Below are 26,607 nucleotides of genomic sequence, written 5' to 3'. Positions count from 1 at the left end.
TTATCGTAAGCAGCCAAACAGTTTTTAGCGCGGACGTTAAAGCGTGCTCCCTGCCTCGATGCGGTATCCCAAATCCACCACTTTCTGCTCCAGCGCCTCGCCACGAATGCGCGCCAGTAGCGTCTTGGCAGCCGCTTTACCGATGGCTTGACGAGGAGTCACGACACTCGCCAAACGAGGCGTCATCGCCTGCCCAACGTCGTGGCCATGGAAACCGGCAATGGCCATCTGCTCTGGCACGGCAATGCTCTGGCGCAGGCACTCGAAATAGGCCCCCACGGCGACGTCGTCGTTGGTACAAAAAATGCCGTCCGCGTCGGGGTAGTCGCGCTGAATTTCCTGCATCAACGCGGCACCCACGGTGTAAGAGGAGCGCTGACTGCTCTGCAGCGTCACGGGGGTAAGACCCCGCTCTTCCATGGCTTGACGATACCCCAGCTCGCGCTGACGGGTGCGCTCATCGAGCCGAACGGCGAGGTAGATCACCTGACGACGGCCGCGGCGAATCATCTCGCTGACCATGTCGTAAGCGGCACGAACGTTGTCGTAGCCCACCGCCTGCTGCAGCGGCGGACGGTGGGTATCCATGATCTCGACGATGGGAATACCCGCCGTTTCCAGCATGCGCAGGCTGCGCGGCGTATGGTCACGATCGGATAAAATCACCCCATCCACATTATAGGAGAGCAGCGAGGCAAGGCTGCGCTCCTCCAGCTCCTGACTGTAGCCGTAGTGGGAGAGCATCAAGTGATAGCCCGCAGGCTCGGTGTAGGCTTCGATCCCCACGATGACGTCGGCAAACACCTGGTTGGTCAGCGAAGGAACCAGCACGCCGATGGAGTGGCTGGTGGCACGGGAAAGCAGGTCGGGGGCGCGATTGGGGATGTAGCCAATTTGCTCGGCAATGCTGAAAATGCGCTCTCGAAGACCTTCCGACACCGTTTCCGGGTCACGCAAACAGCGGCTGACGGTCATTTTGGTGGCACCAACGCGATCAGCAATATCTTGTAATGTAGGGCGTTTTTTCTTCAATGGCGTCGCTGCCTTGTACAGTGGATGGCGCTCGGGCCCTACCATAACGAATAGCAGGGCCCGTCGCCTATCCCTCCCTTTAGCCTAATGAGCGGTGCGGCTCTGGCGCTAGCGTGGAACGAAAACGCTCGACGATCACTTCGGGCGTCAGGCCGATGGAGAGCGTCACGGCCTCATCTGCCTGGGGCGGTTCCAAATCGGCCAGTTGGCTGGCCAACATGCTGTCGCCCTTGAAAAAGTGTCCGGCACGCGTTTCCAAGCGCTCGCGTAGCAGCGCTTGGGTGCCTTCTAGATACAGGATACGCAGCGCGCTATCCCCTTCTCGCAGACGGTCGCGGTAACGCCGTTTGAGGCCGGAACAGGCAATCACCACCGATTCGTCCCGCGACTTATAATCGGCAAACAGCCCCGCCAGGGTCGCCAGCCAGTCGCGGCGGTCATCGTCGTTCAGCGGCGTCCCACTGGCCATCTTGGCCACGTTGGCGGGCGAATGATGATCGTCGCCATCGATGAACGTGGCCCCCACACTGGCCGCTAGCTGCTGACCAATGTGCGACTTGCCCGACCCAGAGACACCCATGACGAGAATACGATGCGAGCCGTTATGAGCTGAGTAAGTAGTCACACGCGACTCCTATCAGTTACCGCGTACGGCGGTGAGGTCAGGTAACCAAGTCACGATGCTTGGGAAGGCAATCAGCAGCACCAGCACGACCAGCAGCGCCGCGTAGTAAGGCAGCATGGCTTTGACCAGCGACTCCATGGAGACCTTGCCCACGCCACAGCCTACATAAAGGCAGGTGCCCACCGGCGGCGTGAGTAGGCCAATCCCCAGGATGAAGGCCATCAGCACGCCAAAGTAAGCGGTATCCACCCCCACCGAGGTGACGATAGGGGCCAGCATCGGCGCCATGATGACCATGGCCGGCGTCAGGTCCATCACGAAGCCGACGAGCAGTAAAAGAGCCGCCACGATCAACAGCAGTAGGAACGGCTCCTGGGTAATCGCCTGAACCTGACGCACCAGCGTTTGCGGCACCATGTTGATGGTCAAGAACCAAGCAATGACGGTGGCAAAGGCCAGGAGCATCATTACCATGCCCGTCAGCCTGGCCGTGCGAATCAGCATGCCCATGAGTTCACTGAGCTTGAACTCCCGGTAGACCAAGAGCGAAATCGCCAGCGAATAGAGCAGCGCCGCCACAGCGGCTTCTGTTGCAGTGAACACGCCGCCAATAATGCCGCCAATCACGATCACCGGCAGCACCAGGGCCAGCCACGCGTCTTTGAAGGCTTTCCACAGCACGTCCCAGCGGAATTTACGCACCCCGCCACCCTGTTTGTTGGCCAAAATGAAGGTGGTCACCATCAAGGCCGCGCCGATCAGCAGCCCCGGGACGATACCGGAGATGAACAGACGGCTAATGGAGGTTTCCGTGACGATGCCGTAAAGAATCAGCGGGATGGAGGGAGGAATAATGATCCCGATCACCGACGAGACGGTGTTAATCGCCGTGGCGTTGGCAGCGGTGTAGCCCTGCTGCTTCATGGAAGGAATCATCATCGAGCCGGTGGCCGCCGTATCGGCCACCGCCGAGCCGCTAATGCCGCCAAAGAACATCGAGCCAGTGATCGCCACTTGCCCCAGGCCACCGCGCATGAACCCAACCAGCGCACCGGCCAGTTCCATCAGACGGCGCGCGATGCCGCCGTTACTCATCACTTCACCGACCAAGATAAAGAACGGAATGGCCAGCAGCGGGAAGCTATTCACCCCACGGATGGACTGCTCGATCATGATGGAGAGCGGAATATCAGACAGTACAGCCATCACCAGCGCCGCTACCCCTAAACCAAAGGCGATAGGCAGGCCAATGATGATCGACACGAATAAAATAATGAGAAAAATCCATAGCATGACGCTTACTCCCCTTGCGCGTTAGCCGAAGGGCCATGTGGTTGAACAATGACGCGCACGCTCATCCAAACCCGCCACAGCGATACGGCAGCGATAAAGATGACACACAGCACGAGGGAAAGACTGACCAAACTCAGCGGCACTCCCATGATGGCCGATCGACCGCTGGAGCGCGCCAGAACCTGATAGCCACCAAATATCATGACCAGCATCAGGCCAGTAATAATCAGGTGCTGCAGGCAGTAGAGCATATGCGCCAAACGCAGCGGCAAACGCCGCACCAGCGCATCTACGGCAATGTGCTCATAACGGGCGAACGCAGCCGCCGCACCAATGAAGACCAGCCAGATGAATAGCATGCGCGCCAGCTCGTCGACCCAAGGCAGCGAGTGGTTGAACAGCGAACGGCCCACCACATTGCTCGACACCGCCACGATCAACGCGACCAAAATCGCGCCAATCAAATACTCCATGCCAAGCGTTAACCAGCGAAACAGCGCCGGGCCCTGGCGCGTTTCGGTATCGATTTCCAGCAGCTTGCGATTGGGATCGTCCAGATAGACCGACGGATCTTCCATCGCGCGCGCTTTCAAAGAGGATTCAGCATTGGAAAGTGTTGAGGAGGGTGTCATAAGAACTCCAAGGGGCACTGACAAGTCGGGCAGGCACAATGGCCTGCCCGATGGCGCGCTTAATGGTGCGTATTAGTTGCTGCTGTCTTCGACGATCTGCTGAATTTCAGCGATCAGATCTTCGCCAATGCGCGGCGCCCACTCTTCGTAAACGGGCTGCACGGCGTCTTGGAACGCGGCCAGCTGCTCATCGCTCAAGCGAGTGATCTGCATACCACGCTCTTCTAACTGCTCACGAGACCAGTCGTCGTACTCAGCGGAGAGCTGAATTTCGTACTCGGCAGATTGACGCGCAGCTTCCAGTACCAGCTCTTGATACTCGGGTGCCATGCGGTCCCAGGTACGCTCGGACAGCATCATGATGAACGGGGTGTAAACGTGGCGGGTTTCGGTGCCGTAATCCTGCACTTCATTGAAGTTGGAGGTCAGGATGGTGCTCCAGGGATTCTCCTGACCATCGACGACGCCCTGCTCTAGCGCAGAGAAGAGTTCACCAAAGGCCATTGGCGTGGGGTTAGCACCGAGGGCTTCCCAAATCGCCAGGTGCACCGGGTTCTGCATGGTACGTACGCTCAAACCGCGAACGTCCAGGCCTGCCACGTCTTCCGGCGACTCCACCGGGCGTGCGCTGTTGGAGAGCTGGCGGTAGCCGTTCTCGGAGAGGGCCAACGCTTTCAGGCCAGTACCTTCGAACTTATCCAGCATTTCCTGAGCCACGTCGCTCTGCATGACGGCCATGGCGGCTTCACGGCTGGGCAGCAGGAACGGCAGGTCAAAGACGGAGAGCTCTTCGACGTAGCTGGTAGTGGCCGAGCTGGAGGGATACGTCATATCCAACGTGCCGGTCTGCAGCATTTCCATCATTTGAACGTCGTCACCCAACTGGCTGTTGGGGAACACGTTGACCGTAATGCGGCCTTCGGTACGCTGCTCCAGAATTTCGCCAAAGTACTGGCTAGAGAGAAACTGCGGAGACGTTTCCGATAGGCCAATACCCATACGAAGCGTATGGCTACCGTGGTCGGCCACGATATCCCCTTCGATGGCCGGCGGGTCGGAAAGCTCGGGGCTCTGGGCATGCGCCATGCCAAAAGTCAGGGTCGTTGCGCCCACTAGGGTAAGCGTGCTGCGCCAAATCGCTGTCATGACGTTATCTCCAAACATTCATTGTTGTTAAATGATGAGCGGTTGAGTGCTGGGTTGCTGAGCGTTTATCTGCCAACGGGCTAATGGCCTTTTATTAGCATGATCGAATAACGCCGCCGCATGAATGTTGCCGCTAACCAGCGGTTTCACACTTTCTTTGTTACCGGTAACATTCAATAAGCGAAGGCTAGCGACCGCTAGGCGGGGTGTCAAAACAAAACTGCTAACTTACGACCAACGTCTAGGGATAGCCACTCATCGTCTGGCGCGCTACATTACTGGCTATGCATCCCGTCCTGGAGTCCACATGCCTGCGTTAGACCCTTGCAGCGAATTGGAGCTCGATCATCAGCTCTGTTTCGCCCTCTATTCAACGTCGTTGACGATGACCAAGATCTACAAACCGCTTTTGAAAGAGCTAGGGCTGACCTACCCGCAGTACCTTGCCATGCTGGTGCTGTGGCAAGAGGATGGTATTACCGTTGGCTCATTGAGTAAGCGGCTGCTCACCGACCCCGGCTCGCTGACCCCGTTGCTCAAGCGCCTGGAAGCGGACCAGCTGCTGCGCCGTCAGCGCAGTGTGCAGGATGAGCGCGTCGTCGAGCTGTTCCTGACTAATAAAGGCCATGCGCTGCGCGAGCAGGCGCGCCATATTCCAAGCTGCATCGTCAATGCGAGCGAGAAATCGGTGGAAGCCTTGACGCAACTCAAAGAGGATCTCGTTCAACTGCGCGACAGTCTGCAAAAAGCGAAATAGACACGGTCGTTTCGCCAGCGGAGCATACTTTTATGGCAATTAACTTGCGCGCAAAATAAAGCTGGACTAAATTAAAACCCGTTTTGCACCAACGCGTCACACACCCAACGATTGATGAATAGGAGATACCCGATGTCGATTGAAACGATTGCTTATCGTGCCCACGCCCATGCGACTGGCGGCCGTGAAGGCCATGCCAAATCCTCCGATGGCGCGCTGGACGTCAAACTGAGCACACCAAAAGAGCTGGGTGGCGCAGGTGGCGACGGCACCAATCCTGAGCAGCTATTCGCAGCGGGCTACTCCGCCTGCTTCCTGGGCGCGCTGAAGCACGTGGCCAGCCAGGAAAAAGTCAAGCTACCTGCTGATACACAGATCGATGGCAGCGTGGGCATTGGTGCCATTCCCACGGGTTTCGGCATTGAAGTGGAGCTAAAAATCAGCTTGCCGGGTCTTGAGAAGGACGTTGCGCAGGCGCTGGTCGATAAAGCGCATATTGTCTGCCCTTACTCTAACGCGACCCGTGGCAACATCGACGTCACCTTGACGCTGGTGTAAACCGCCTTCCCCGCCACCTTGCCTATCGGCAGGGTGGCGGCTGTGTGATCTTTCCCACTCCTCTCTTGCCGTGCTGACTTCGCCGCGGCCTTCCCTTCACCGCCCCGCATATTTTTATTTAACGAACTCAAGGTCTACCCTTGTACCCAGGTTTTACGTCCCCATAAACCAGGGACAACTTAGCAAGCTAGGCAATTGGCACTGCTCTTTTCACCTGTTCAACAGCGAGGCTACTATGAGCGATACGACCTACACGCCACCACGGGTATGGAAATGGGAGCCGGGTAACGGCGGCAAGTTTGCCAATATCAACCGTCCGGTGGCAGGCGCGACCCACGAACAGCCGCTGCCCGTTGGCAAACACCCCTTACAGCTCTATTCGTTGGCGACACCCAACGGCGTCAAAGTAACGGTCATGCTCGAAGAGCTGCTCGAAAAAGGCGTCACTGCCGCCGAGTATGATGCTCACCTGATCCAAATTGGCGAAGGCGACCAGTTTGGTAGCGGCTTCGTTGAGGTCAACCCCAACTCGAAGATTCCAGCACTGATGGATCACAGTGTGAACCCGCCCCAGCGCGTATTCGAATCAGGGGCCATCTTGCTTTATCTCGCCGAGAAGTACGGTGAATTCCTGCCGTCGGATCCTGCCAAGCGTACCGAGTGCCTCTCTTGGCTGTTCTGGCAAATGGGCAGCGCACCGATGTTGGGCGGCGGCTTTGGTCACTTCTACGCCTACGCGCCAGAGAAGTACCAGTACCCGATCGATCGCTACACCATGGAAGTCAAACGCCAGCTAGACGTGCTGGACCGCCACCTCGCCGACAACCGCTTCATGGCAGGCGACGAGTACACCATTGCCGACATGGCGATTCACCCCTGGTACGGGGCACTGGTCAAAAACCGCGTGTACGACGCCGCTGAGTTCCTCGAGGCACACACCTATACGAATGTGCTGCGCTGGACCGAAGAGATTGACGCCCGCCCCGCAGTACAGCGTGGCCGCATGGTAAACCGTACCTGGGGTGAACCCAGCGAGCAGCTTCACGAGCGTCACGACGCTAGCGACTTCACTGAAAAAACCGAAGACAAGCGTTAATTCGCGTATTAGGAAAACGCACGATGTTCGATCCGAAATACGCCCAGCTGATATTTTCATGCCTGATGGCGCTGTTCATGTCATGCATCATGTCGCTGGTGATTACGCTGTATAACGTGGGACTCGTCGAAGGGATCGTGATGATTTGGCTCAAGGCGTGGCTGTTTGCCTTTGCCGTCGCGCTGCCGGTGATCAACCTAGTCTCCCCCATCGTGCGGCGGTTAGTGAAGCTACTGATCAAGCAGCCACACTAATCGTCGACACACGAAGAGACCCAAAAAGAGAACGGGGCCTGCTCATCGCAGGCCCCGTCGTTTTATGTGGCAACCTGCCACCGTATGTCGCGCGTATTAAAACTGATAGCGCACGTTGGCCGTGACGCTGCGGCGGTCGCCGTAGCCACAGTCGCCGCCGTCATAACGACACCAGGAGACATACTCTTCATCCGTGGCGTTTTTCAGGTCCACCGAGAAGTCCCACTCGCCCATGGTGTAACCCACCATCGCATCATACAGCGTGCTGGAAGGCACCACGGGCGCACCGCCAGACCCCACGTTGTCGCCGACATAACGAACGCCCGCCCCAATACGCCAGTGACTACCCACATACAGTCGGTTCCACCAGGAAGCCTGCTCTTCGGCCACGTACGGTAACCGCGTACCGGTGCTGTCGTTGGTGGCGTTCAAGTTGGTGTAGGCGAGCTGGGTTTCGAACTGCTGCCAGCGCTTGTTCACCTGCAGTTCCCAGCCATCGACCACGGCACCTAGCTGCTCTACGCCGCCTGGGGTAACGCCGTCGCTAATACGGTTTTGCTGCGTGATGTCAAAGTAGGCGGCACTCACGGCCAGCGATTGATCTGGAGAGACGTACTTGAAGCCAACTTCTTCTTGGTCGCCGGTCGTAGGTTTCAACGGGCTCGGATTGGCCGTTCCGTCGGTGCCCAGGTTCATGGCGAACGCTTCCGAATAGCTCACATAGGGCGAGAAGCCGTTATCGAAACGGTACATCAGCCCCACGCGCCCCGTGGTTTCGCCCTCATCGCTCACCGTATCCGGTCCAGACAGCGCCAGCGTGCGGTTCTCTGCCCAGTCACGACGCAGGCCTGCGGAGACGACCACGGGCCCTACTTCGATGTGATCCGCTAGATACACGCCCACCTGCTCGATTTCATTATCCGGGCGGTCGGTGGGGTTCAGTGAGCCCAGCTGCAGGTTGCCATACTGGGGGTTGTAGACGTTGAACTGCCCACCTCCACTGGCCACTGAGCTGTAGTTATCCTGAGACCAGCGGGCGTCCTGACGGTCGATGCCTGCAATGAGGGTGTGCTGAGTATTGCCAAGTGCGAACTCGCCTTCCAGCCGGGCATCCATATTGAGAGTGCGCGTTTCGGCATCGGCGGTGAAGATGGTGCGGTTGACGTTACCGTCGGCATCGGGAACGCTCGGAATATCGATCCAGTGTTCGCGGGTTTCGGTGCTGGAATCGGTGTAGCGCGCGGTGGCTGCAAAGGTCCAGTCATCGTTGAGCTGGTGATCGACGAATAGCGTCGTTTCGGTTTTTTCGCGGTCATAACGATCCCAGCCGGGCTCGCCCACGAACCGCTCAGAGCCAATGAACCCACGCGACCCCGGCTCCAACGTGCCCGCCTGGGGCAGAAACTGCGCTGATACCTGGCCTTTGTTTTCCTGGCGATTGAGCAGCAGCGTAATGCTGGTCTCGTCGCTGGGACGCCAAGTAAACGACGGCGCAAACAAGTAGCCATCATCCTCGACGTAATCGACTTGGGTGTCGCTATCACGGGTCAATGCCACCAAGCGATACAGAAATTCACCGTCCTCATCTGCCGCGCCGGTGACATCCAGCGCCAGCTGCTTGCGGTCATAGGAGCCGTACTGCGCCCACACTTCTCCGCTGCTCTCCTCTTGAGGCAGTTTCGAAACGCCGTTGATGATGCCGCCTAGATCCGCTTGGCCATAAAGCATGGAAGATGGCCCACGTAGGACCTCGACGCTCTCGAGTGCGTATACGTTGGTACGCACGGTGTTGTAAGAGCCATACACCTGGCGCAAGCCATCCAAATAGCGACCTGCGTCTAGCCCGCGCACTTTGGCACTGTCGCCACGGGTGTCGAAGCCAAAGTTGCCTGCATACACGCCGGGGGTATACAGCAGCGCATCTTGAATGTTTTTGGCACCGCTATCCTGGATGAACTCTTGGTCGATGACGGACATGGCGTAAGGCTGCTCGGCCAGCGGCACATCCAGCTTGCCGACGCTGGGTTCGCGTTCGGCATCGCTGTAACCAAAGCGGCCCGCTGCGTCAGCAGTGACTTCCACCGTTTCCAGATTAACGCGGTCAGAGGCATTTTCTTGTGCGCTAACAGCCGATACCGAAGTGGCAGACGCTAAGGCGACCGCGACGCTCAGCGCCCGCAGTCGAAAGTGAGGAGTGGTTTTCATCATGTTAGATCCCGGAGCAAATATTAATATTAATGATAGTAATTTTTATTCACGGGAAATATAGGGAGTTGTACAAACGTTGTCAATGACGCCGAATGGCTAGTTGAAACACAAGCGACGATACGTTAAACGCAAACGCTTATCACTCATAAAGCCTCTGCCGACGCTCGGCAGAGGCGATATTGTGGCGCGGGTGGACGTACAACCGGAGAGATTACTGCAGACGAGCGTTATTTAGGGCGTAGTTCCACACCCGGTAAAAGTAGAAGATGTAACCGAGCCCCAACGTAAGAAATGAAATGACCATCCATAAAATGATATGGCCAACGTTGCTGAAGATATTGATATCACACACCATTTTCCGCTCGATACCCGTTGCGTTATCGACCACGCGGGTGCGGTTGATTACGAAACGAGCAAACGAGTAAGGAAAGAAAAACAGTGCAATGCCAAAGGTAATCAGGGTCAGTACCACCCAAATCAACAAATGGCCAACGATGTCCAAGATCGAGAGATCAGCTTTAACGTTCACGGATTGCCCTTACACAGTAGGAGAGAAAGGCGCGCAGCGTACCACCATGGCGGCTAGCCGTGAACGGCATAGCGCTATCGACAGCTAACGCCCCATCGCTAGGGGCTCTGCACACCTCGCAGGCTGGTTTCCCCCGGTTGGCTGCTGCGTTTCACCACGCTCAGCGAGCCATCGGTCTCCAACACCACCGCCTGAGCGGCATCGAGATTGGCCAAGCCGCTACTCCGTACCGCAGAGCGTACTTCATCCCGCGTCACCCGTGCCTTGCGCAGCGCGTCGAGCAACAGCTCGCCCTCGTACAGCAACAAACGCGGCTCGCCGGTCACTAACCGCTTGACCCAGCTCACGCGAACGCTCAGCCACGTGATCAGGAACTGCAGAAAAATCAGCAGCCCCAACGCCAGCGCGCCTTCTGCCAGCGCCACGTCTTTCGACAGCAGTACCGTTGCCAACGTAGAGCCCAACGCGACCGTCACGATCAAATCAAAGGCGTTCATTTTCGATAGCGTGCGATTACCAGACATCCGCAAGAAGACAACCAGCACCGTGTAAGCAAGCACGCCTACGACGAGGGTACGGGCCAGACTTTGCCACCCGCCAAAAAACACCATGTCCATATGCCACTCCTGCTGAGTGAAGAAACCTATTCCTTACACAGCTCAGGGTAGCAACCATGGTTTATGAGTGCGACGCCCACCACTGGGCATACGAACTGTTATGAGGCGCCAAGCCTCCCTCATCGGGCGCGCCATCTTCCCACCAGACAGGACCACGCTCGCCCAAGGCTTCCTTGGCCTCTTGCACCGACTGACGCGCTTGACGCAGCGCGTCGTCGTCACCTTGCTGCTGGGCGCTGCGTACCGCCCGACGCGCCTTCATCAGCGCTTTGATATGGACGCGCTTCTGCTCTTCCGTGAGGCGGGGGTCGGTGCAGCGCCAAAGTCGGTTGTTAGCGACGAAATAGCGGCCATCCGGTGTGTGAGGGTACTTATTAGCCATCTCGAATCACCTTACCCCGTCGTTAATCACTGCCCTTGCAGGAGATTATCGGATGGCTTAGAAGCGCCGAGTCAGCGTAACGGCGCCAAACGTGTCCTGCTCGTCCTGACCATCGAATTCGCGAGTGCGCTGAACGGCGGCGTACGTCACCTGCCACGCATCCCAAGCCAATGCTAACCCGGCAGACGCCTCGGCCACCCACTCGTTGCGGTCGACCGAGTGGCTATCACGGAAGGTATTCCCATCGAGCGTCAGGTTTTGTGCCATGTAGTACCCTTCCACGTTCGCGAATAGGTACCACTGCCAGCCACTAGTGCCGTTCAACTGATGACGACTACCAGGATTTGGCGTCAGCGTGGGAATGCCCTGCGCATCGTCTCCCCAGCGTACGCTGTAGCCTGCACTGGCGTAGGTGTACAGGTTCCCCAGCGCCGCACCAACGCTGGGCCCATGGGAAAACTGCTTTCCGGCCAAGGGGGCATCGTGCCACCACTGGCGACGCATGGTCAGGTTGAGGATGGCCTCATCACCGAGCTGGTTTCGCCACCCGCGCGGACGGTCGCTATCGGTCACCCGGTGCACTTCCCGCTGAATGCTATCCGCTTGAGAAGAAGGTCCGACCAACCCCACGTCCAAGTGCAAATCCGTAGCCTGCTGCCAGCGGCCGACCGCTTTATCCTCATAAAGCGATACGCCACCGTACACCAACCCAGCGTAGGGGCGGTCATCTTCGATCAAGTCACGACGCTCGATCACATTGGGCGTGTAGATTTGATGTACCAGACGATACGAAGCGCGATCCGCTTCACCAATGAGGCTATCCGGTAACGCCGTGGCCAAACGCTGGGTCCAGCTCTGCGGCTCCGGGGTAAACATCCAATTCAGCTCGAAGCCACTGGTAAAGTGGCCATCGTCGCTGCTGGCGAAGCCATCATTTTCCAGCTTGACGGACAGCGCGCTATCGTCGGCCAACGCCATGGTGGGTAACAGGCCCATGGGTAGCACGAACGGCAGGATCGCTTTGTAGAACCTTAGCGGGTGACGCTTTGGCTGTTGAAAACGCGTATTGCAGCGTGCAACGCTGCGTGATATAGCAGATGGCATCATGCTCATTCCTTGAGTTGAGGGCTAAAACGGGCAAATACGAACGTAGCGGGGAGCAACAAACATTGCTGATTGTATGTAATCATGCAAATAGATAGCAAGCTACATTCTAGGAATCACCCATCATTAACGCGACTTCCTGTTCAGACCGACCACACGTCTTTAAAACCTAGCACAACATGGTTCAGCGCTCCCGCAATAGCCACTGCGGGGTCATCTCATGCTGACCATTGTCGTCGGTGATGAACAACGATCCATCGCTAATCATCACTGCCCAGTTATTCGCCCGGGGCAAATCTGCTGCTACGGTGGCCAGCGTTTCTTGGGGCAGCCCGGCGATGTGCACGTTCTTCAACGAGGCAACGGCAGGCAGCACTTTGCTTTCCCAAATATCCACGCGACCATACGCCAGCAGCGAGACCCGCTCTGCCCGGCGCGAGCACCAGGTCAAACGTTCGGCATCGGGTAGACCGACTTCGATCCAGTGAAGCACGCGACCATCCAGGCTCTTTTCCCAAAGCGCAGGCTCGTCCACATCGGAAAGCCCGCGCCCAAACCCCAACGATTCGCTGTACCAGAGCAGGTAAGCAATCAAACGTGCGCAGAGACGCTCTTCGGTTTCTGAGGGATGACGGGCCACGGTGAAGCGCAGCGTCTCGTAAACGCTGCGATCCAGATCGGTCAAGTTAACATCGACTTTATAAGGGGTCGCGCTCAGCGCCATGGCAAAGGTCTCTCTCGAAAGAAGGGGGCGCGCCAGTGTAGCGGATTTATCCCCATCACGCCGTGTTGCGTTCATCGCGAAGCAGCGTGGCGTTTTTCAACGTTTCCTCTTCGTGCATAGGTTCGCGCCAGGCCTCCTTCAGCGCGGCGTCGTACCAATCCTGCATAGCGGGAAGCGCCAACAGGCGCTGCACATAAGCAAGGGAGGCGTCACTCAGCGGCAGATTGAAGGTTTGTATCCGAAACGCCACAGGGGCGTAAAACGCATCCACCGCCGTAAAGTGTTCGCCTGCCAGAAACGGGCCGCCAAAACGCGCAAGCCCTTCTTGCCACAGGGCATCTAACCGAGCCAGATTGCTTTTCAGCCCTGGGGAAAGCTCGTTCATGGCCACGCGTACGCCACAGTTCATCGAACATTCGTCGCGCAGTGCGCCAAAGCCGCTGTGCATTTCGGCACTGGCCGAGCGCGCCCAGGCCCGCGCCCCACGCGCTGATGGCCATATGTTTGGATGTGTCTCGGCCACGTACTCGACGATCGCCAACGAATCCCACACGGCCACGTCGTGCTCACTATCGACCAAACACGGCACTAAGCCCGACGGTGAAAAGCGCTTGAACGTGGTGTGACTCTCCCCAAAGCCACCCTCAAACGGCATGAGGTGCTCATTAAAGGGGATCTCCAACGCTTTCAGCAACACCCAAGGGCGCAGCGACCAGGAAGAGTAGTTCTTGTTAGCGATATACAGATCGAACATGCCGCACTCCTTGTGAGCCACAAAAAAGGGCGGCGAATGCGCCACCCTTTTTAACTTAAACTTAATAAAACAATTTAAAAGTTGGGTTTACGCTTTTCGACAAAGGCACTCATGCCCTCTTTCTGCTCCTGACCTGCAAAGCAGAAAGCGAACAGGCTGGTTTCCAGCGCCAGGGCGCTATCCAGGTCTTGGTCCATGCCGTCATGAACGGCTTGTTTGGCTCCGCGAACCGACTGCGGCCCGTTGCCCTTCAGCTGTTTGGTGAGTTCTTCGACGTAGTTCTCAAGCTCCGCTTGGGGCATCACGCGGTTTACGAGACCAATGCGCAGCGCTTCGTGGGCATCGATTTTGCGCCCGGTAGTGACCAAATCAATCGCCATGGCGGGGCCGACTCGGCGCGGCAGACGCTGGGTACCGCCAAAGCCAGGAATGACGCCTAACAGGACTTCCGGCTGGCCGAAGACAGCGTTGTCGCTGGCGACGGCCCAGTCGCAGGCCAGCGCCAGTTCGCAGCCGCCGCCAAGGCAAAACCCGTTCACCAGCGCGACCACCGGCACGGGCAGTGTCTCAAGTCGCTTGATGGTACGCAGTGCCTGGCTGGCAAATGCGCGGGCCTCTTCGGGGGTTTTATCCCGCATTTCGGTGATATCTGCCCCGGCCACAAAGGATTTTTCCCCAGCGCCGGTAATCAATACCGCCCGCAGGTTGGGGTGCGCTTCAAGCTCGACTAAATGCGCTTCCAAAGCGCTGAGCACGTCGCTATTCAGCGCGTTCAGGGCTTTGGGGCGATTAATGGTCAGGCGCACTACACCGTCGTTATCAACCTTCTCGATCACTGCGTCGCTCATGATGGCTCCTTGATTGTTATTGCGCTTGTAAGTGATGACCACTCAACCCTAGCGAACGCTTGGTTGGGTGGCAATCACTTCTTTTGTCGCGCTTCAATCCGGCAGTTGGCTATTCGTAGATATAGAACCCACGGCCGCTCTTACGGCCCAGGTAGCCTGCGGCCACCATGCGCTTGAGCAGCGGGCAGGGGCGATATTTGGGGTCGCCAAAGCCTTCCTGCAGCACGTCCATAATCGCGAGGCATACATCCAGGCCGATCAAATCCGCCAGCGCCAGCGGCCCCATCGGGTGGGCAGCACCCAGCTTCATGGCCTCATCGATGGCTTCCGGCGTCGCGGTGCCTTCCTGCACGATAAACGCGGCTTCGTTAATCATCGGCACTAGCAAACGGTTCACGGCAAAGCCCGGCGCGTCGCCTACCGGCACGGCGGTTTTGCCCAGCGCTTTGGCCAGCGCTTCAATGCGCTCGACGGTGGCATCCGAGGTTTGCTCAGCACGGATCACTTCCACCAACTTGAGTACCGGCACTGGGTTGAAGAAGTGCATACCCACTACTCGCTCCGGGCGCTCGCATACAGCGGCCAAGCGGGTGAGAGACAACGAGGACGTGTTAGAGGCCAGGATGGCATCGCTGCTCAGATGGCTGAGATCGCGAAACAGCTTCTCTTTCAGCGCAGGCTGCTCAGGGACGGCTTCGATAATCACGCTGCAGTCGCTGAGCGCATCGAGCGCCGTGGTGGTAGAGAGTCGAGCGAGTGCTTCTTGCTTGCCCTCTGCGGTCATCTTCTCTTTGGCAACGAGCTTCTCGAGCCCTTTATCGATAGCGCCTTTGGCGCGGGTGAGCTGCTCGTCGGCGACATCGTACAGCCGAACGTTAAAGCCACTGGCGGCGACCACTTGGGCAATGCCCTGCCCCATGGTGCCTGCGCCTACCACGCCGATCCGTTGTTCGCTCATTGCTGCCCCCCTGACTGGTGCTGCTTGGCTTCTTCACGCAGCACGAATTTTTGAATTTTGCCCGTCGATGTTTTCGGCAGCTCGCTAAAAATCACCGTTTTGGGCACCTTAAAGCTCGCTAAACGCTCACGGCAGTGGGCGATGATATCCGCCTCGGTGACCTCGCCGTAGCCGATTTTTAACTTAACAAACGCACAGGGCGTTTCGCCCCACTTTTCGTCCGGCTTCGCGACGACCGCCGCCTCTTCAACCGCCGGATGGCTGTAAATGGCATCTTCCACTTCGATGGTGGAGATATTTTCACCGCCGGAGATGATGATATCTTTCGAGCGGTCTTTAATCTCGATATAGCCATCGGCGTGCCATACCGCTAAATCACCGGTGTGGTACCATCCACCCTCTAGCGCTTTTTCCGTCGCCTCGGCGTTTTTGAGATACCCCTTCATCACGTTGTTGCCACGCATCAAGATCTCGCCCATGGTTCGGCCATCTTTAGCGACGGGTTCTAACGTCACCGGGTCGGCCACGCAGAGCGCTTCCAGCATGTGGTAACGCACGCCTTGGCGGGCCTTGATTTTGGCACGGGACTCCAGTGGCAGCTCGTTCCAAGCATCACGCCAAGCGCATACGGTCACCGGACCGTACACTTCAGTAAGCCCGTATACGTGAGTGACTTCGATACCCAGCTTTTCCACCCCAGCAATCACCGAGGCGGGCGGCGCGGCACCGGCGGTGGTCACTTTTACCGGATGATCAAACACCCGCTTTTGGTCGGCCGGTAGGTTCACCAACCCATTGAGCACAATCGGCGCGCCGCTGAAGTGGGTGACGCCCTCTTCGGCAATAAGGTCCGTGATGCGTTTGGGATCCACCTTGCGCAGACACACGCTAACGCCCGCATTGGCGGCAATGGTCCAGGGGAAGCACCAGCCGTTGCAGTGGAACATCGGCAGCGTCCACAGATACACCGGGTGATGGGGCATGGCCCACTCGAGAATATTACTCACCGCGTTCAGGTAAGCACCGCGATGGTGATACACCACGCCCTTGGGCTTGCCGGTAGTGCCGGAGGTGTAGTTCAGCGAAATCGCCTGCCATTCGTCGTTGGGCAGCCGATAAGCGTAATCAGCGTCGCCCTCAGCCAGTAGCGCTTCGTACTCCAACTCGCCAATGCCTTGGGTGTCGCCCAAAAACTCGGGGTCGGCTACGTCAATAATCAGCGGTTTGCTTTCCAACTTGGCAACCGCCGCTTGAATCACCTCGGCAAACTCAGGATCTACCAGAATCACCTTGGCTTCGCCGTGGGCCAGCATATAGCCAATCGCGTCGGCATCGAGGCGAATATTGAGCGTATTCAGCACGCAGCCCGCCAACGGCACTCCGAAGTGCGCCTCGAACATCGCGGGAATATTGGGCAGCATGGCGGCCACCGTTTGCCCAGGTTGAATGCCGCGCTTTTCCAGCGCCGAGGCTAGCTGGCGGCAGCGCGTCCAGGTCTCGGCCCAGGTGCGGCGCGTTGCGCCATGCACGACCGCGGGGTAGTCCGGGTAGATGGCCGCCGAGCGCTCAATAAACGTGAGCGGTGAGAGCGGCACATGGTTGGCGGCGGTCGGCGGTAAGTCTTGTTCAAAGATGGAGGTCATGATCGGTTCCTGCACTCTCGCTGTTGTTATAGGACGTTTTATTATTGGACATTCATAACGAATACCGCCGCCCATAAGGCGGCGGTGGCGTTAGTGAGCCGCGCTATCGAACTGGCTAAAACACTGCCAGCCGGCCTCGATCACGGCACGCTGAGCGCGGCCAACCGGCAGCCATTGGTGAATGGCAAACTCGGCGCTGCAGAGCTTGGTGCGGTAAAACGGCTCATCGCTGCCGCCTTTTACAGCCTGTTGGGCGTGCAGCGCCGCGATGCCCATTTGCCAAGCGCACAGCACGTGCCCGGCCAGGTTCAACAGCGGCGTGGCGTACGCCTGTACGGCATCGGGACCGTGTTCAGGGTCGCTGCCCTGCTCCAGCACCAAGGTCATGGCAGCGCGCAGGTCGTCAGCGCCCGCCGCGAGCGCACTGCCCATGCTGGCAAGCGATGTCTCGCCGCGCAGCGCTTCGGCCGTTTTATGCACATCATCGATCAGCACAGAGAGCGCCGCACCGCCGTCTCGCTGCAGTTTGCGGCCCGCCAAGTCCAGCGCTTGAATGCCGTTGGTGCCTTCATAGATAGGCGCAATGCGCGCATCCCGCAATAGCTGGGCCGCGCCGGTCTCTTCCACGTAGCCCATGCCGCCGTGTACCTGCACGCCCATAGAGGCGATATCCACCGCTTGGTCGGTCGAGAAGCTCTTCACAATCGGAATCAGAACATCGGCGCAGGCCTGGGCAGCTTGGCGTTCGGCGTCGTTCTCGGCACGGCGAGCGATATCCAACTGCCCGGCACAGTAGAGCGCCAATGCACGCAGCGCATCGGTACGGGCACGCATAGAGAGCAGCATCCGGCGCACGTCAAAGTGGTCGCTAATGGTGCATTCGCTACCGCCCCGCTGTTTGGGCGAGCGGCCCTGGGTACGGTCATGGGCGTAGGCAAAGGCGTGCTGGCAGGCGCGTTCGGCCACGCCAATGCCTTGAATCCCAACTTTATGGCGCGCCTCGTTCATCATGGTGAACATATGGTTCAACCCGCGCCCTTCCTCGCCGACGAGATAGCCTACGGCACCGCCGTTTTCCCCAAAGCTGAGCGTGCAGGTGGGCGAGCCGTGAATGCCGAGCTTGTGCTCGATGGAGGCACAGGTGACGTCGTTACGCTCGCCGAGCGTGCCGTCGTCGTTCACCAGAAATTTGGGAACCAGGAACAGTGAAATGCCCTTATTGCCTTCCGGAGCATCGGGCTTACGGGCAAGGACGAGGTGGATGATGTTCTCGGCGGCGTCGTGTTCGCCCCAGGTGATGTAGATCTTTTGGCCGCTGATGCGGTAGTGCTCGCCTTCTGGAACGGCTTTGGTACGCACTTTGGAGAGGTCCGACCCTGCTTGTGGTTCGGTGAGGTTCATGGTGCCGGTCCAAGTCCCTTCGACCAGCTTGGGTAGGTAGATGGCTTTGAGAGCATCGCTACCGTGGTGGGCCAGCGCTTCGATGGCACCGGCAGTGAGCATCGGGCACAGCCCCAGGGCCATGTTTGCGCCGTGAAGCATCTCCTGTACCGCGCTGGCCACCACTTCGGGTAGGTTCTGCCCGCCCAGCTCTTCAGACACCCCAATACCGTTCCAACCGCCTTCAACATAGGCGTGATAGGCGGCGGCAAAGCCTTCTGGGGTAGTCACACTGCCATCAGTGTGGCGCTTAGCCCCCAGGCGGTCGCCGGTGCTGTTGAGCGGGCCCCACACATCGCCCGCCAGCTTCGCAGCCTCTTCCAGAACGGCCTCGACGAGATCTGGCGTGGCCTCTTCGAATCCCGGTAGCGATAGGGAGTGGTGGGCTAACATCTCTTCGAGCACGAAGCGAAAATCACGGACCGGGGCGGCGTAATAATTCATGGCAAAACCTCAGGCGACGGCGGCAAAAGTAGTAAAAACACTATCGCTGATAGTAGTTTCCCTAGTCTCACCACACTATTAGCTTAAGGTCTCACCTGTCGCCGCCTCAGCGGCTTATTTGCGCACCTCGGTTTCCACGTCATCGTAGTAGGTGATGTGGCTCTCGTCTTCTTGGGGCGGCCCCACTACCGGCTCAGCCACGTCGACTTCGGGCACGACGTCGGAAAGGTCTTCCAGGTGCTCGTGTTCGAGCGCCCCTTGTACCAGCTCTTCGGTCACCACCAGCTCAGCACCGGCGGCGGTCATTGGGGTGGTGGCGTTGAACGGTGCCACTGGCACCGGTGCCGGGCGCACGCTACGCCGCCATCCGAAGAACAGCACGAAGAATAGACTGAGGGAGCCAAACGCCCAGAACAGGCCCGCATCGCCCATGGCGGTCATCACCGGCGAGATCATCAGCGGGCTGATGGTGGCACCAATCGAGTTGATCAACAAAAGTCCCTGGCTCATCCGCACCAGTGCACCGGCAGGCGCACGGTCGGCAGCATGGCTAACGGCCACCGGGTACAGCGCGAACACGCCACCACCCAACAAAAAGAGCAGCACGGCGAGCAACGGCGTGGAGAGCGGCAACCACAGCATCGCCGCTGAAATCACCACGCAGAAGGCGCTGATACCAATCAAGACCATCTGGCGATCATGGCGATCCGACCAGCGGCCAATGGGGTACTGCAGCAGCATCGCCCCCATGATAACGACGGCCATCATTTGGCCGACCTGATTGACGCTCATGCCAATGCGCTGCAGGTAAAGCGGCAGCAGCGTGTAGGCGGCAGCGACCACCATGCCAGAACCGAGGCTGCCCATGACGCCGGTGGGGGTCATGGTGATCAAACGGTGCGGCGGTAGCGGTTCGGCGTGCTCGATGAGCGGCGACACCCGGGGAATCATCGCCATGGGCAGTACCGAGAGCGACGCCAACAGGCCAATCACCATGAAGGGCGCGGTGTCGCCCATGGCGCTGGTGATTCCGAGCATGAGCTGCCCCAGCACCCCGGCGGCGTAAAGAGAGATCATATAAAGCGCCAGCAGGCGGCCGCGCACTTTCTGGTCGCCCGCCGTGAGCAGCCAACTCTCGATGACCAGATAAACACCCACCGTGGCCCAGCCGCCGATCAAACGCAGCGCAAACCATGCCCAAGGTTCGAAGAAAAGGCCTTGCAGCAGTACCGTCACCGCGACCAGCGAGGCAAAGCTGCCGTAAGCGCGAATATGACCAATGCGCAGCAGCAGGCGGTCGTTGACCATGGCACCCAGGGCTAGGCCGATGAAATAGGCCGACGAGACAATCCCGATCACCGTCGCCGATTCGCCCGCTGCGTCCAAACGCACGGTAATCAGCGTAGCGAGAAAGCCATTGCCAATCCCAAGAATAAACAGCCCTAATAGGGGCGCTAGCGCCATGGCCAGCAGTTGCCGCGACATGCGTACCTCACCTTGCTCAATGGATGAATCGTTGCCGTTAACACGCCATCACATCGAACAGGCAAGAAAACGGGCGCGCAATTATTGCTTTCAGAGGCGCAAAGTCAATGCTTTTTCGCCCCTTGTGCAAGCAGATTAGTGTTTTCTAAAAATTACCACGTCATTGCCAGTAAATTCGACTGTCAACCCCTGATCAGCCGCCCACCAGCGGAAGGTTGCTTCGCTAAAAAAACTGACATGGGTTGGGTCGTTGATGTAGTGCCAACGGGCGAAGGCTTCTTGGCTCGCCACTCGCTTGGTCATCAGCCCAAGATAGCCGCCGCGGTCGAGTTGCGCGACACGCTCACCCAGCACCTCGCCTGGCGTCGCCAAGTGCTCGACCACTTCGGTGGCGGTAATGAAGTCATACTGGCGGGTAAGCGACACGGCATGGGGCGCGTAAAAGATATCGTACACGTCCATCTCAAAGCCCGCTTCCTCGAACATCACCGAGAGCGTGGGCCCAGGGCCACAGCCAAAATCCAGCCCTTTTGCCCCTGGAGCCAGTTTTGCCGCCAGCGGAGTGAATAAACGCCCCAAAAAGCGCCGATATCCCGTATCCTGCGGCGTGTTTTGGTGCTGGTCGTACTCGGCTTTTTCGTCAGCGGCACTTAAATGCTGCTCACTAGGCACAAACACCAGCGCACACGTGGCACACTGGTAGTACTCGCGGCGACGGTCTTGGTGGTACAGCGCAGGCTTCTGCGCGTGGCATAGCGGACAGCGTCGCATCATCGTATTCTCTGGTTTTTACGTTTGTATGAAGGAAAGAGGCATGCTCTCAGGTCTGGATCATCTTGTGGTTACCGTGACCGATATGGGTCGCGCAGTGGATTTTTACTCTCGCGTACTGGGCCTGGATGTGCGTTATCGGGACGCACAGCGCGTTGACTTGATGCTGGGTGACACGGCCCTGCGCTTGCACCAAACCGATACCGATATCGCGCCCATTTCAGCCACGCCGACACCGGGCAGCCTGGATTTATGCCTGCGCTGCCAGCTACCGCTGGACGAGTTCAAGCAGCACCTGGATGCGCTGGCCATCGAGGTAGAGCTTGGCCCCGTGGCCCGTCAGGGGGCTAGCGGCCCCATCGAGTCGCTTTACCTGCGCGACCCCGACGGCAACCTGCTGGAAATCTGCCGCCCGGCAGCCCGTTAAGTATGCCCCCGACGTGGGCGGCCTGCGGGTGATAAGTCGCCCCGCCCACGCTATCATAGCGGGCAGTCAAAGTGTCCGCTGGATGCTGGAATAGACCTGATCAAAGAAGGAACGCCCATGCGCGATGACGCCCCGCTGGAAGGTGAAGTGGTCGACCGCCACGCCACGCCGGACGAGACCTCCGCCACCACCCCGCCCCCGGACACCACCATGGCCATGGTGAATTATGCCCTCTATCTCGCCAGTTTTGTGGTGGGCTTTACGTCACTGATCGGCGTCATCATTGCCTACGTGTACCGTGGCAAGGGTCCGGCTTGGCTGGATGAACACTACCGCTACCAGATTCGCACCTTCTGGATCGGCCTTCTGTACGGCAGTGTTGCCACCCTGCTCACGCTCATTCTGATCGGTTTCCCCATGCTGCTCGCGCTGGCCGTGTGGTTCATCGTGCGCTGCGTGAAAGGGTTCAAGGGGCTACAGGAAAAACGCGCCCCCTCCAATGTCGATAGCTGGTTGCTGTAACCCATGACTAAACAGGTAACCCCTTCCACGACGCGCTTTCAAGCCCGCGCCATTGCAACGCTATGGCGCACGCTCTCCCGCTGGCCGGTGCGCTGGCTCTGGCGCATTGCGGCTCTGGTCGGCCCGCAGGTGTACCGCTTTAGCAAGCGCGAGCGCCAGGTGACCGAGATCAATTTAGAGGTGGTCTACCCCGACGCGCCTGCCCACCAGCGACAATCCCTGGCCAAACAGAGCCTTCAGCACTCCACCGCGACAATGCTGGAACTCGGCCACGCCTGGATGGCCCCGCCCGAGAAGGTAGAAGCCAGTATTCTAGCGGTACATGGCCGCGACAAGTTGGATAGCGCCCGGGCCGAAGGGCGCGGCGTGATCGTGCTTGCGCCTCACTTTGGCAACTGGGAAGTGCTGAACTTTTGGCTCTCCAGCCACTTTCCGTTTACCGCCATGTACGAACCGCCCAAAATCGCTGACTTAGAGCCGATTATCCGCCATGGCCGCGAGCGCATGGGCGCGAAACTCGTACCCACCAACCCGCGGGGCGTGGCGGCGCTGCTCAAAGCGCTGAAGCGTAGCGAGGCGATTGGTATTTTGCCGGACCAAGAGCCGGATTGGGGCAGCGGCGTGTTTGCGCCGTTCTATGGCCGCGATGCCTATACCGCCACGCTGTTACCCAAGCTGGTGGCCCGCACCCAAGCGCGGGTAGTCACCGGTGTGGCTCTGCGCATTCCTGGCAAAGGCTTCGAGATTCACTTTCTCGATGCCGACGAGCAGGTGTATAGCGAGGAGGATGCCACGTCCGCCACCGGCGTAAATGCCAGCGTCGAAGCTTCCATTGCGCTAGACCCAGCGCAGTATCAGTGGGAGTACAAACGCTACCGCAAAGTGGTGGAAGAGCAGCAAGGGCTGCCTAATGCCAACGACTTCCGTCTCTACTAGCGAGGATGGCCATGACTGAACGATACCTCCCCAAAGAGGATACGCGTCCGCCACAAATTATTTATGCGCTCTATTTGGCAGGGCTCGTCACGGCCAACGTCACCCTGTTGATTGGTGTGATCATTGCCTATGTCTACCGTAAAGAAGCGGCCCCCTGGCTGCAAGCGCACTACCGCTATTTGATCCGCACGTTCTGGATCGGCAGCCTCTACTTTATCGTCACGTTTACCCTGAGCCTGATCTTTATCGGCACGCTACTCTGGCCGCTGCTGGTGGTATGGCTCGGCGTGCGCTGCATTATCGGCTGGGTGGCGGTGCGTAAAGGCCAGCCACCGGCACGGCCGGGTAGCTGGCTCTGGTAGGTACGCTCCATTACTCGTCGCTGTGGCGCGCGTACACGTCATCTAGTCGTTCGATGTCATCCTCGCCAAGGTAGCTACCGGACTGCACTTCGATCAGTTCCAGCGGAATTTTGCCCGGATTCTCCAAGCGGTGCAGCGCGCCAATGGGGATGTAAGTGGACTGGTTTTCGCTGACCAAAAACGTGCGTTCATCCACCGTCACCTTGGCCGTGCCGCTGACCACCACCCAGTGTTCGGCGCGGTGGTGGTGGCGCTGTAGCGACAGCCGCGCCCCAGGACGCACGGTAATATGCTTCACTTGGTAGCGCTCGCCGTTGTCCATGGCTTGAAAGCTGCCCCAAGGGCGATGTACCTGCGGCGAGGTATGCGGCTCGCTGCGCCCGGCCTGGGCCAACGCCGCAACGAGCTGCTTGACGCCCTGCGCCTTGTCGCGCCGGGCCACCAGCACGCTGTCCGAGGTCTCCACCACAATCAGGTCTTCAACACCCAGCGTGGCGACTAAGCGGTGGTTCGCCACCACGAGCGAGCGGCGGGTATCGCTCAGTACGCCATCGCCTGTCACCACGTTGCCAGCCGTATCCGGGATGTGCGTCGCCATCAGCGCATCAAAGCTGCCAATATCGCTCCACTGAGCGTCTAAAGGCACCACGGCCGCTTGGGCGCAGTGCTCCATGACCGCGTAATCGATCGATTCGCTAGGGCAGCGCTGAAACGCCTGTTCGTCTAAGCGCAGAAAGTCCAGATCACGATGGGCACACGCCACCGCCTCTTGGCAGGCGGCCAGCATGTAAGGCTGAAGCCGTTCAAGCTCCTTCAAATAGCGGGAGGCGCTTAGCAAGAACATGCCGCTATTCCAGAGCGTGTCACCCTGCTCAAGCAGCGCTTTGGCATGCTCCAACGCGGGTTTTTCGATGAATGCTGCCAGATGGTGACCCTCCCCCAACGCGTCACCGCAGGCAATGTAGCCGTAACCGGTCTCTGGATGGGTCGGCACCACGCCAAAGGTCACGAGATAACCCTGCTCTGCGAGCGGTTCGGCACGCCGCACGCTATCGATAAACGCCGCTGCATCGCCAATAACATGGTCAGCGGGTAGCACCAGCAGCAGCGGGTCTTCGCCGGATTGCCGCGCCAACAGGGCCGCGCAGGCAATCGCCGGGGCGGTATTGCGCCCTGCAGGCTCTAGCACGATCTGGCCCTCCTGCTGGGCTTCACGCAGCTGTTCGGCCATCAAAAATCGGTGCGAATGGTGCCCCATCAGCATCGGCGGTAGCGTCGTTAAGCCCTCAAGGCGAGTGAGCGTTTGCTGAAGCAGGCTCTGTTCGCCGGTTAAGCGCAAAAACTGTTTAGGCATCTGCTCTCGGGAGAGCGGCCAAAGCCGAGTGCCGCTGCCACCGCTCAAAATAACCGGTTGAATCATGGTGTCGTCCTTGGTGATAGTGCCGAGGGGCCAAAGTCCTGCTGCAGCCAGTGGCGCAGCTGGCTCATTCGCGGCGCATCCTGCGGGCGCGCTAGTGGAGGCAGCATACCCTCCACGAAACCGCGCTGTTTAAACGGTGCCAGCAACGCCGGGTCGCCGCTAATGATATGCACCGGAACCGCGGCACTGGCGTCATCGCCGGTAATCAGCGGTGCGGGCTGATGGTCGCCCAAGACAATCAGCAGCGTTTGCTCATCGGCCACTCGCGCGGCCCAGCGCCCGGTCACGCTAACAGCGTAGTCCACCGACCACGCGTAGTGATCGCGAATTCGCTCCAAATCTCGCCAAATCACTTCGGGCGGATCGCCTGCGTTTTCCCAGGGCGCATAGATACTCCCGTCACCCACCAGCGACCAGTTTTCCAGCACCGGGAGCACCGGCGTCCAGGGCGCATGGCTGGAAATCAGCGCGAGTTGCGCAAAGACCGGCTCGTCGCCCAACAGCTCGCGCTGGGTATAGTCCAGGGTAAATTGATCCGGCATGGTCACCCAGTTGAGCGGCGGCCCGGCGTAGGGGATATCCTTCGCTGCGGCGATTTGGTCGAAGCCGTAGGCCTGCCCCTCTGGCCACGCCAACGTAATCGCGGGCATCACGCTGAGTGTGCGCTGACCGGTGGCATGAAAGTCATCGATCATCGTCGAGTGGCCGCTCTCCAGCATCAGCCGATACCAGAGCTGATTGTCGATCCAGCGGCCACTCAGCGTCGTTGCGTGGGCAAGCCACGACTGCCCACCGCGGATGGGGGATTCCACCAGCCCCGACACCACATGCAGGCCACGGTTGGATAACCGACGCTTGAGGTCTTCCAACGTAAGCAGCAGCGTTCGGTTATAGCGCGGATCATCGAGAGCAGACACGCCGTAGGACTCGATGAACGTCAGCAGTACGTTCCGTCCAGCCAAGCCTGGCAAGGCCTGCGCCGCTAACGGAGACGCTTCTAACTGCTCACTGAATGCCTGCCGGGCCCGATGGGTATCGAGGATCTGCGCCCATTGAAAACGTGCCGTCGTGACCATTGGCAGCGCGGCATGGGGAACCAAGCGGTGGTGATTCGCCTCTAAAATGCCCATACCTAAGCTACCCACCAGCAACACGCTGGCTGTGACAACCACCCCACCTCGGCGCTTAGGGGGGCGAGCAGGCAGTAATAGGCGCAGCATCAGCCACAGCAAGCCAAGGAGCAGCATACCGCCTAGCAGCATCAGGAAAATTGCCGCCAGTTGGCCTACATTACCCACTAGCAGGTGGTAAATGGAGCGTACCAGCGGCACATCCAGGTAGAGGTTGAGCGGCCGCCCAAATGCCGTATAAGTCGCCGCCTCCCCCAAATTGGCCGCCGTGGCCAGTGCCAGGGCACTAACAACCCCGATACCCACCCAGCGCCGCCATGGGCCAGGGGGTAATAGCAGCATGGCGGAGGCGATGACCCATGCTTCCCATGCGATCAAAGGCGATAGCGTGCCAAAACGCCACCACAACGGGGCGACCAATAGCACGTTCAGCGCACAGGCCGTGACAAGGAGACGAAGCATTCATTCCACCACTAGCGTTGTAGAGAGCATCAGCGGTATAACCGATTG

Annotated in this window: 28 protein-coding genes; 8 read left to right on the top strand and 20 right to left on the bottom strand. The window is 58.9% G+C overall.

Going from position 1 to position 26,607, the window contains the following annotated elements:
- Nucleotides 1-36: 36 nt before the first annotated feature.
- From gntR to AB6K10_RS08120, 5 genes are all read right to left on the bottom strand, one after another.
- Nucleotides 37-1,032 carry a gluconate operon transcriptional repressor GntR gene (gene gntR, locus AB6K10_RS08140; protein WP_159341454.1) on the bottom strand — a complete coding sequence of 332 codons (996 nt, stop codon included), beginning with the start codon at nt 1,030-1,032 and terminating at the stop codon, nt 37-39.
- A 79-nt stretch (nt 1,033-1,111) separates the two neighbouring features.
- The gene (locus AB6K10_RS08135; protein ID WP_339119607.1) at nt 1,112-1,612 is read right to left on the bottom strand and encodes a gluconokinase; all 501 of its coding nucleotides are present in this window, start codon (nt 1,610-1,612) and stop codon (nt 1,112-1,114) included.
- A gap of 57 nt (nt 1,613-1,669) precedes the next feature.
- A complete protein-coding gene (locus tag AB6K10_RS08130) occupies nt 1,670-2,950 on the bottom strand; it encodes a TRAP transporter large permease (RefSeq protein ID WP_339118404.1) in 1,281 nt (426 codons plus the stop codon).
- Between the two features lie 5 nt (nt 2,951-2,955).
- Entirely contained in the window at nt 2,956-3,582 is a 627-nt protein-coding gene (locus AB6K10_RS08125; protein ID WP_339118403.1) for a TRAP transporter small permease, read from the bottom strand.
- Between the two features lie 72 nt (nt 3,583-3,654).
- A complete protein-coding gene (locus AB6K10_RS08120) occupies nt 3,655-4,728 on the bottom strand; it encodes a TRAP transporter substrate-binding protein (RefSeq protein ID WP_159341451.1) in 1,074 nt (357 codons plus the stop codon).
- 307 nt (nt 4,729-5,035) lie between these two features.
- Between AB6K10_RS08120 and AB6K10_RS08115 the strand changes: the two genes are divergently transcribed.
- From AB6K10_RS08115 to AB6K10_RS08100, 4 genes are all read left to right on the top strand, one after another.
- A complete protein-coding gene (locus tag AB6K10_RS08115) occupies nt 5,036-5,485 on the top strand; it encodes a MarR family transcriptional regulator (RefSeq protein WP_339118402.1) in 450 nt (149 codons plus the stop codon).
- Nucleotides 5,486-5,617: 132 nt separating this feature from the next.
- A complete protein-coding gene (locus AB6K10_RS08110) occupies nt 5,618-6,043 on the top strand; it encodes an organic hydroperoxide resistance protein (RefSeq protein WP_285262658.1) in 426 nt (141 codons plus the stop codon).
- Between the two features lie 235 nt (nt 6,044-6,278).
- On the top strand, nt 6,279-7,139 hold the full coding sequence (gene yghU, locus AB6K10_RS08105; protein ID WP_253016992.1) for a glutathione-dependent disulfide-bond oxidoreductase: 861 nt from the start codon (nt 6,279-6,281) through the stop codon (nt 7,137-7,139).
- Between the two features lie 23 nt (nt 7,140-7,162).
- The gene (locus AB6K10_RS08100) at nt 7,163-7,393 is read left to right on the top strand and encodes a DUF2798 domain-containing protein (RefSeq protein WP_253016990.1); all 231 of its coding nucleotides are present in this window, start codon (nt 7,163-7,165) and stop codon (nt 7,391-7,393) included.
- Nucleotides 7,394-7,489: 96 nt separating this feature from the next.
- Here the strand turns inward: AB6K10_RS08100 and AB6K10_RS08095 are convergent, their stop codons facing one another.
- The 13 genes from AB6K10_RS08095 to AB6K10_RS08035 form a co-directional block, all read right to left on the bottom strand.
- Nucleotides 7,490-9,601, bottom strand: a complete 2,112-nt coding sequence (locus AB6K10_RS08095; RefSeq protein WP_339118401.1) for a TonB-dependent siderophore receptor — start codon at nt 9,599-9,601, stop codon at nt 7,490-7,492.
- 211 nt (nt 9,602-9,812) lie between these two features.
- A complete protein-coding gene (locus tag AB6K10_RS08090) occupies nt 9,813-10,130 on the bottom strand; it encodes a DUF6693 family protein (protein WP_253016986.1) in 318 nt (105 codons plus the stop codon).
- Between the two features lie 98 nt (nt 10,131-10,228).
- Complete coding sequence (locus tag AB6K10_RS08085; RefSeq protein ID WP_253016984.1) at nt 10,229-10,747, bottom strand: DUF421 domain-containing protein; 519 nt, start codon at nt 10,745-10,747, stop codon at nt 10,229-10,231.
- 61 nt (nt 10,748-10,808) lie between these two features.
- On the bottom strand, nt 10,809-11,129 hold the full coding sequence (locus AB6K10_RS08080) for a hypothetical protein (protein ID WP_285262660.1): 321 nt from the start codon (nt 11,127-11,129) through the stop codon (nt 10,809-10,811).
- Between the two features lie 57 nt (nt 11,130-11,186).
- On the bottom strand, nt 11,187-12,125 hold the full coding sequence (locus AB6K10_RS08075) for a lipid A deacylase LpxR family protein (protein WP_253017372.1): 939 nt from the start codon (nt 12,123-12,125) through the stop codon (nt 11,187-11,189).
- A gap of 292 nt (nt 12,126-12,417) precedes the next feature.
- The gene (locus tag AB6K10_RS08070) at nt 12,418-12,957 is read right to left on the bottom strand and encodes a YaeQ family protein (RefSeq protein ID WP_339118400.1); all 540 of its coding nucleotides are present in this window, start codon (nt 12,955-12,957) and stop codon (nt 12,418-12,420) included.
- Nucleotides 12,958-13,012: 55 nt separating this feature from the next.
- Entirely contained in the window at nt 13,013-13,711 is a 699-nt protein-coding gene (locus AB6K10_RS08065; RefSeq protein ID WP_285262662.1) for a glutathione S-transferase family protein, read from the bottom strand.
- A gap of 74 nt (nt 13,712-13,785) precedes the next feature.
- Nucleotides 13,786-14,559 (bottom strand): enoyl-CoA hydratase-related protein, encoded by a 774-nt coding sequence (locus AB6K10_RS08060; RefSeq protein WP_285262663.1) that lies wholly within the window; start codon nt 14,557-14,559, stop codon nt 13,786-13,788.
- Nucleotides 14,560-14,668: 109 nt separating this feature from the next.
- On the bottom strand, nt 14,669-15,517 hold the full coding sequence (locus AB6K10_RS08055; RefSeq protein ID WP_339118399.1) for a 3-hydroxybutyryl-CoA dehydrogenase: 849 nt from the start codon (nt 15,515-15,517) through the stop codon (nt 14,669-14,671).
- Nucleotides 15,514-17,160: an acyl-CoA synthetase gene (locus AB6K10_RS08050; protein WP_339118398.1), complete on the bottom strand. Its 1,647-nt coding sequence runs from the start codon at nt 17,158-17,160 to the stop codon at nt 15,514-15,516. The genes AB6K10_RS08055 and AB6K10_RS08050 overlap by 4 nt, the downstream gene beginning before the upstream one ends.
- A 90-nt stretch (nt 17,161-17,250) precedes the next feature.
- Nucleotides 17,251-19,044 (bottom strand): acyl-CoA dehydrogenase, encoded by a 1,794-nt coding sequence (locus tag AB6K10_RS08045; RefSeq protein ID WP_339118397.1) that lies wholly within the window; start codon nt 19,042-19,044, stop codon nt 17,251-17,253.
- A 114-nt stretch (nt 19,045-19,158) separates the two neighbouring features.
- Entirely contained in the window at nt 19,159-20,529 is a 1,371-nt protein-coding gene (locus AB6K10_RS08040; RefSeq protein ID WP_159341442.1) for an MFS transporter, read from the bottom strand.
- A 135-nt stretch (nt 20,530-20,664) separates the two neighbouring features.
- The gene (locus tag AB6K10_RS08035) at nt 20,665-21,303 is read right to left on the bottom strand and encodes a class I SAM-dependent methyltransferase (protein ID WP_339118396.1); all 639 of its coding nucleotides are present in this window, start codon (nt 21,301-21,303) and stop codon (nt 20,665-20,667) included.
- A 40-nt stretch (nt 21,304-21,343) separates the two neighbouring features.
- Here AB6K10_RS08035 and AB6K10_RS08030 point away from each other — a divergent pair, with 40 nt between their 5' ends.
- The 4 genes from AB6K10_RS08030 to AB6K10_RS08015 all read left to right on the top strand — a co-directional run bounded on the left by AB6K10_RS08030 (nt 21,344) and on the right by AB6K10_RS08015 (nt 23,547).
- A complete protein-coding gene (locus AB6K10_RS08030; RefSeq protein WP_062373496.1) occupies nt 21,344-21,727 on the top strand; it encodes a glyoxalase/bleomycin resistance/extradiol dioxygenase family protein in 384 nt (127 codons plus the stop codon).
- Nucleotides 21,728-21,844: 117 nt separating this feature from the next.
- The gene (locus AB6K10_RS08025; protein ID WP_159341440.1) at nt 21,845-22,249 is read left to right on the top strand and encodes a DUF4870 domain-containing protein; all 405 of its coding nucleotides are present in this window, start codon (nt 21,845-21,847) and stop codon (nt 22,247-22,249) included.
- A 3-nt stretch (nt 22,250-22,252) separates the two neighbouring features.
- Nucleotides 22,253-23,185 (top strand): lysophospholipid acyltransferase family protein, encoded by a 933-nt coding sequence (locus AB6K10_RS08020; RefSeq protein ID WP_339118395.1) that lies wholly within the window; start codon nt 22,253-22,255, stop codon nt 23,183-23,185.
- An 11-nt stretch (nt 23,186-23,196) separates the two neighbouring features.
- Complete coding sequence (locus tag AB6K10_RS08015) at nt 23,197-23,547, top strand: DUF4870 domain-containing protein (RefSeq protein WP_159341438.1); 351 nt, start codon at nt 23,197-23,199, stop codon at nt 23,545-23,547.
- Between the two features lie 10 nt (nt 23,548-23,557).
- Here the strand turns inward: AB6K10_RS08015 and AB6K10_RS08010 are convergent, their stop codons facing one another.
- Nucleotides 23,558-24,967, bottom strand: a complete 1,410-nt coding sequence (locus AB6K10_RS08010; protein ID WP_339118394.1) for a mannose-1-phosphate guanylyltransferase/mannose-6-phosphate isomerase — start codon at nt 24,965-24,967, stop codon at nt 23,558-23,560.
- Nucleotides 24,964-26,559, bottom strand: a complete 1,596-nt coding sequence (locus AB6K10_RS08005) for an alkaline phosphatase (RefSeq protein WP_339118393.1) — start codon at nt 26,557-26,559, stop codon at nt 24,964-24,966. Before AB6K10_RS08005 ends, AB6K10_RS08010 begins: the two co-directional genes overlap by 4 nt.
- Nucleotides 26,560-26,607 lie beyond the last annotated feature (48 nt).

It is taken from the genome of Halomonas sp. BMC6 (assembly GCF_964204995.1).
In the GTDB taxonomy this organism is placed as follows: Bacteria; Pseudomonadota; Gammaproteobacteria; order Pseudomonadales; family Halomonadaceae; genus Vreelandella.
This window is presented reverse-complemented; position numbering and strand designations above follow the sequence as displayed.

Excerpts from the sequence above, each read along its gene's own strand:
- AB6K10_RS08025 (WP_159341440.1), top strand. The coding sequence starts at position 21,845 with ATGCGCGATGACGCCCCGCTGGAAGGTGAAGTGGTCGACCGCCACGCC.
- AB6K10_RS08070 (WP_339118400.1), bottom strand. The coding sequence starts at position 12,957 with ATGGCGCTGAGCGCGACCCCTTATAAAGTCGATGTTAACTTGACCGAT.
- yghU (WP_253016992.1), top strand. The coding sequence starts at position 6,279 with ATGAGCGATACGACCTACACGCCACCACGGGTATGGAAATGGGAGCCG.
- AB6K10_RS08015 (WP_159341438.1), top strand. The coding sequence starts at position 23,197 with ATGACTGAACGATACCTCCCCAAAGAGGATACGCGTCCGCCACAAATT.
- AB6K10_RS08060 (WP_285262663.1), bottom strand. The coding sequence starts at position 14,559 with ATGAGCGACGCAGTGATCGAGAAGGTTGATAACGACGGTGTAGTGCGC.
- AB6K10_RS08080 (WP_285262660.1), bottom strand. The coding sequence starts at position 11,129 with ATGGCTAATAAGTACCCTCACACACCGGATGGCCGCTATTTCGTCGCT.
- AB6K10_RS08100 (WP_253016990.1), top strand. The coding sequence starts at position 7,163 with ATGTTCGATCCGAAATACGCCCAGCTGATATTTTCATGCCTGATGGCG.
- AB6K10_RS08040 (WP_159341442.1), bottom strand. The coding sequence starts at position 20,529 with ATGTCGCGGCAACTGCTGGCCATGGCGCTAGCGCCCCTATTAGGGCTG.
- AB6K10_RS08045 (WP_339118397.1), bottom strand. The coding sequence starts at position 19,044 with ATGAATTATTACGCCGCCCCGGTCCGTGATTTTCGCTTCGTGCTCGAA.
- AB6K10_RS08120 (WP_159341451.1), bottom strand. The coding sequence starts at position 4,728 with ATGACAGCGATTTGGCGCAGCACGCTTACCCTAGTGGGCGCAACGACC.
- AB6K10_RS08075 (WP_253017372.1), bottom strand. The coding sequence starts at position 12,125 with ATGGGCCTGTTACCCACCATGGCGTTGGCCGACGATAGCGCGCTGTCC.
- AB6K10_RS08115 (WP_339118402.1), top strand. The coding sequence starts at position 5,036 with ATGCCTGCGTTAGACCCTTGCAGCGAATTGGAGCTCGATCATCAGCTC.
- AB6K10_RS08005 (WP_339118393.1), bottom strand. The coding sequence starts at position 26,559 with ATGCTTCGTCTCCTTGTCACGGCCTGTGCGCTGAACGTGCTATTGGTC.
- AB6K10_RS08065 (WP_285262662.1), bottom strand. The coding sequence starts at position 13,711 with ATGTTCGATCTGTATATCGCTAACAAGAACTACTCTTCCTGGTCGCTG.
- AB6K10_RS08110 (WP_285262658.1), top strand. The coding sequence starts at position 5,618 with ATGTCGATTGAAACGATTGCTTATCGTGCCCACGCCCATGCGACTGGC.
- AB6K10_RS08030 (WP_062373496.1), top strand. The coding sequence starts at position 21,344 with ATGCTCTCAGGTCTGGATCATCTTGTGGTTACCGTGACCGATATGGGT.
- AB6K10_RS08055 (WP_339118399.1), bottom strand. The coding sequence starts at position 15,517 with ATGAGCGAACAACGGATCGGCGTGGTAGGCGCAGGCACCATGGGGCAG.
- AB6K10_RS08095 (WP_339118401.1), bottom strand. The coding sequence starts at position 9,601 with ATGATGAAAACCACTCCTCACTTTCGACTGCGGGCGCTGAGCGTCGCG.
- AB6K10_RS08085 (WP_253016984.1), bottom strand. The coding sequence starts at position 10,747 with ATGGACATGGTGTTTTTTGGCGGGTGGCAAAGTCTGGCCCGTACCCTC.
- AB6K10_RS08050 (WP_339118398.1), bottom strand. The coding sequence starts at position 17,160 with ATGACCTCCATCTTTGAACAAGACTTACCGCCGACCGCCGCCAACCAT.
- AB6K10_RS08020 (WP_339118395.1), top strand. The coding sequence starts at position 22,253 with ATGACTAAACAGGTAACCCCTTCCACGACGCGCTTTCAAGCCCGCGCC.
- AB6K10_RS08010 (WP_339118394.1), bottom strand. The coding sequence starts at position 24,967 with ATGATTCAACCGGTTATTTTGAGCGGTGGCAGCGGCACTCGGCTTTGG.
- AB6K10_RS08130 (WP_339118404.1), bottom strand. The coding sequence starts at position 2,950 with ATGCTATGGATTTTTCTCATTATTTTATTCGTGTCGATCATCATTGGC.
- AB6K10_RS08135 (WP_339119607.1), bottom strand. The coding sequence starts at position 1,612 with ATGGGTGTCTCTGGGTCGGGCAAGTCGCACATTGGTCAGCAGCTAGCG.
- AB6K10_RS08035 (WP_339118396.1), bottom strand. The coding sequence starts at position 21,303 with ATGATGCGACGCTGTCCGCTATGCCACGCGCAGAAGCCTGCGCTGTAC.
- AB6K10_RS08125 (WP_339118403.1), bottom strand. The coding sequence starts at position 3,582 with ATGACACCCTCCTCAACACTTTCCAATGCTGAATCCTCTTTGAAAGCG.